Origin of the sequence: Mesorhizobium sp. M1E.F.Ca.ET.063.01.1.1, from assembly GCF_003998155.1 — a bacterium.
Lineage (GTDB): Bacteria > Pseudomonadota > Alphaproteobacteria > Rhizobiales > Rhizobiaceae > Mesorhizobium.
In genome coordinates this window covers 1-3,701 of sequence record NZ_RZSC01000595.1, presented here as the reverse complement: position 1 = coordinate 3,701, position 3,701 = coordinate 1, and the positions used below count along the sequence as shown (strand labels likewise).

Annotated in this window: 2 protein-coding genes; one reads left to right on the top strand and one right to left on the bottom strand. The window is 65.0% G+C overall.

From position 1 onward, the window contains the following. On the top strand, window positions 1-2,391 hold a 2,391-nt coding region (locus tag EOA29_RS28795; protein WP_127221941.1), incomplete at its 5' end, for a DUF3971 domain-containing protein. A 13-nt stretch (window positions 2,392-2,404) separates the two neighbouring features. Here EOA29_RS28795 and tyrS read toward each other — a convergent pair. Next, window positions 2,405-3,658, bottom strand: a complete 1,254-nt coding sequence (gene tyrS, locus EOA29_RS28790; RefSeq protein WP_126093579.1) for a tyrosine--tRNA ligase — start codon at window positions 3,656-3,658, stop codon at window positions 2,405-2,407. Between the last annotated feature and the right edge of the window lie 43 nt (window positions 3,659-3,701).

The following is a 3,701-nucleotide window of genomic DNA, read 5'->3' as shown; positions in this document are numbered from 1 at the left end:
CTGCTGCCGGCCGACGTCGACGCCAATGTCGCGCTGGTGGCGGGATCGAACAAGATTTCGGTCGACAGGCTGGTGATCAAGACGGGCCGCTCGACCTTCGACTTCGCCGGATCGATCGGGCCGAAGCCGGCAGCCGCGGGCGAAGAGCCGTCCTATCGCTATGATCTCATCAGCGACGGCTCGACGCTCGCGCCGTCGGAATCGCCGGAGCCGGCGCTTCAGTTCCTCGCCCGCATCGCCGGCGTCTACCAGACCAAGAGCCGCAAGCTCGTCGCCGAGCAGATCGGCGTCCGCTCCGGCGGTTCGAGCGAGGTGCTGGGCAGGGCGTCGCTTGCCTTCATCGACAACGGCCCGCCGGGCGTGTCGCTTTCGCTCAATGTCCACGACATGCCGGTCTCGCATGTGAAGCAGTTGTGGCCATGGTTCTCCGCTCGCAATGCCAGGCTTTGGGTGCTCGACAATCTGTTCGGCGGCCGCGTGGTCGACGCCAACCTGCAGTTCCAGGTCGTGCCGGGGCGGCTCGGCAACGGCGTTCCGCTTTCCGGCGACGAGGTGTTCGGCCGCTTCCAGGTCGAGGGCTCGCGCTTCGACACGGCGGGCCGCATTCCGCCGATCCGCGACGCCGTCGGCGTCGTCGCCTTCCATGGCAACGACGTCGATATCACGCTGTCCTCCGGCAACGTCTATATGCCGAGCGGCCGCACCGTGGCGGCAAGCGGCGGCACGCTCACCGTGAAGCAGGCGAACCGTTCGCCGGTCATCGGCGCGCTCGATATCGATGTCGCAGGCGAAGCGTCGGCGATCGCCGAACTCGCCTCCTATGAGCCGATCAACGCCATGCGCCATGTCGGCCTCGCGCCGGAGGATTTGAGCGGCGACGTCACCGGCCATGTGCGGGCCGACATCCCGCTGACCTCCGGCGTCGACACCTCGACGCTCGATTGGCTGGTGGCGCTGGACTACCAGGATCTTTCTTTAGCCAAGCCGTTCGAGGACCAGACGGTGACCGAGGCCGACGGCTCGATCACCGTCAGCCCGGACCGCGCGGTGATATCGGCCAAGGCGAAGCTCAACGGCATTCCGGCGGAGCTCGATCTCGTCGAACCGCTCGAGGACGACGGTCCGCCGCGCAGCCGCAAGGTCGCGCTCGTCCTCGACGACAAGACGCGCGAGGCGACGATGCCCGGCCTGTCGCCGCTGCTTGCCGGAACCATCATGGTGGCGATCGACAAGAGCGGCGAGGGTGGTCAAGACGTTTCGGCCGACCTGACCAACGCCAGGCTCGACATTCCCTGGGTCGGATGGAGCAAGGGGGCGGGCATTCCGGCCAAAGCCACCTTCACGATGGCCAAGTCGGGCAACACCACCACGCTGTCCGATTTCAATCTCGACGGGAAGAGCTTTTCGGTCGAAGGCGACGTGACGCTGGTCAATGGGGCGCTGTCCTCGGCCCGCTTCAGCAGGGTCGCGCTCAACAGGGGCGACGATGTCGCCGTCTCGGTGAAACGGTCGGGCAAGAGCTATGCGGTCGACGTGAGCGGCGATTCACTCGATGCCCGCTCGCTGATCAAGCAGTTCACCACCGACGTCGACACGGCCACGAAAGGCGCCGGCGCCGACGCGATCTCGGTGAGCGCCGACGTGAAGTCGCTTACCGGCTTCCACGACGAAGTGCTGTCGAACCTGAAACTGGACTACAGCGGCGCCGGCTCCCGGGTGAATGGTCTCGATGTCAGCGCGACGGCGAGTTCGGGTGCCGCGATCACCGTCAAGAACAGCACCGGCGACGCCGGCCGAGCGCTCAGGATGAAGTCGGCCGATGCCGGGGCCATCCTGCGTTTCCTCAACATATACGAACACATGGAGGGCGGGGCGATCACGCTGTCGCTCGCGGGCGCCGCCGACGGGCCGATGAAGGGCCAGGTCGACGCCAGCAATTTCTACGTCGTCAACGAGCCGAAGCTCGCTTCGATCGTGTCGACCAAGCCGGCCGGCGACACGCGCAGCCTGAACCAGGCGGTGAAGGCCGATATCGACACGTCAAGGGTGCAATTCGAGCGCGGCTTCGCCGAGATCGACAAGGGCTCGGGCTATCTCAGACTGGCAAACGGCGTGCTGCGGGGGCCGCGCATCGGCACCACCTTCCAGGGCATGCTCTACGACAAGGACAACAACATGGACATGACCGGCACCTTCATGCCGGTCTATGGGCTGAACCGCATCTTCGGCGAGTTGCCGCTGTTCGGCCCGCTGCTCGGCAACGGCCGCGACCGCGGCCTGATCGGCGTCACCTACCGCCTGCGCGGCAACGCAAACAAGCCGAGCCTCGACATCAACCCGCTCTCGGTGATCGCGCCCGGAATATTCCGATCGATCTTCGAGTATCGGTAGGACGACCGGCCGATCAGACCGGCCGCACCAGAACGTGCTTCTTCTTGCCGAGCGAGAGTTTTACGACACCCTCCGCGCCCAGATCCTGAAGCGTCACAACGCTGCGGTCGTCCGTTACGGGCTGGTCGTTGAGGCGGACGGCGCCACCCTGGATATGCCGGCGCGCTTCGCCATTGGAGCCGGCGAGCCCTGCCGTCACGAACAGCGACAGGATGCCGATACCGGCCTCGAGATCGGCCTTGGCCACTTCGACGCTCGGCAGCGTGTCGGCGAGCGCGCCTTCCTCGAAAGTCTTGCGCGCGGTCTCGCTTGCCGTCTCGGCCGCCTCGCGGCCATGCAGCATGGCGGTGATCTCGGTGGCGAGGATCTTCTTCGCCTCGTTGATTTCCGAGCCGCCGAGCTTTTCGAGACGCGCGATCTCATCCAGCGGCAGCGTCGTGTAGAGCTTCAGGAAGCGGCCGACATCGGCGTCCTCGGTGTTGCGCCAGTACTGCCAGAACTCGTAAGGTGACAGCATGTCGCCATCGAGCCAGACCGCGCCCGAGGCCGACTTGCCCATCTTGGCGCCGGACGAGGTGGTGAGCAGCGGCGTGGTCATCGCAAACAGCTGCACGCCTTCCATGCGATGGCCGAGGTCGATGCCGTTGACGATGTTGCCCCACTGGTCGGAGCCGCCCATCTGTAGCCTGCAGCCGACGCGCTTGTAGAGCTCGACGAAATCGTAGGCCTGCAGGATCATGTAGTTGAATTCGAGGAAGGACAGCGACTGCTCGCGGTCGAGCCTGAGCTTCACGGAATCGAAGGCGAGCATGCGGTTGACGGAGAAATGCCGGCCGACATCGCGCAGGAAATTGACGTAGTTGATCTCCATCAGCCAGTCGGCGTTGTTGATCATGATCGCGTCGCCGGCGCCGCTGCCGAATTTGAGGTAGGGCGCGAAATTGCGGCGGATGCCGACCAGGTTGTCCTCGATGTCCTGCGGCGTCAGCAGCTTGCGCGCCTCGTCCTTGAAGGATGGGTCGCCGATCATCGAGGTACCGCCACCCATCAGCGCGATCGGCCGGTGGCCGGTCTGCTGCAGCCAGTGGAGCATCATGATCTGGATCAGCGATCCGGCATGCAGGCTCTTGGCGGTCGCGTCGAAGCCGATATAGGCGCTCACCGTTTCCTTGGCGAAAAGCTGGTCGAGGGCGGATTCATCCGAAATCTGGTGGATGAAGCCGCGCTCGCTCATGATGCGCAGGAAATCGGATTTGAAGCCGGACATTTTTTCTTCCTGGAGATCGCCCAGCACTCGGCCGAGCCTGACT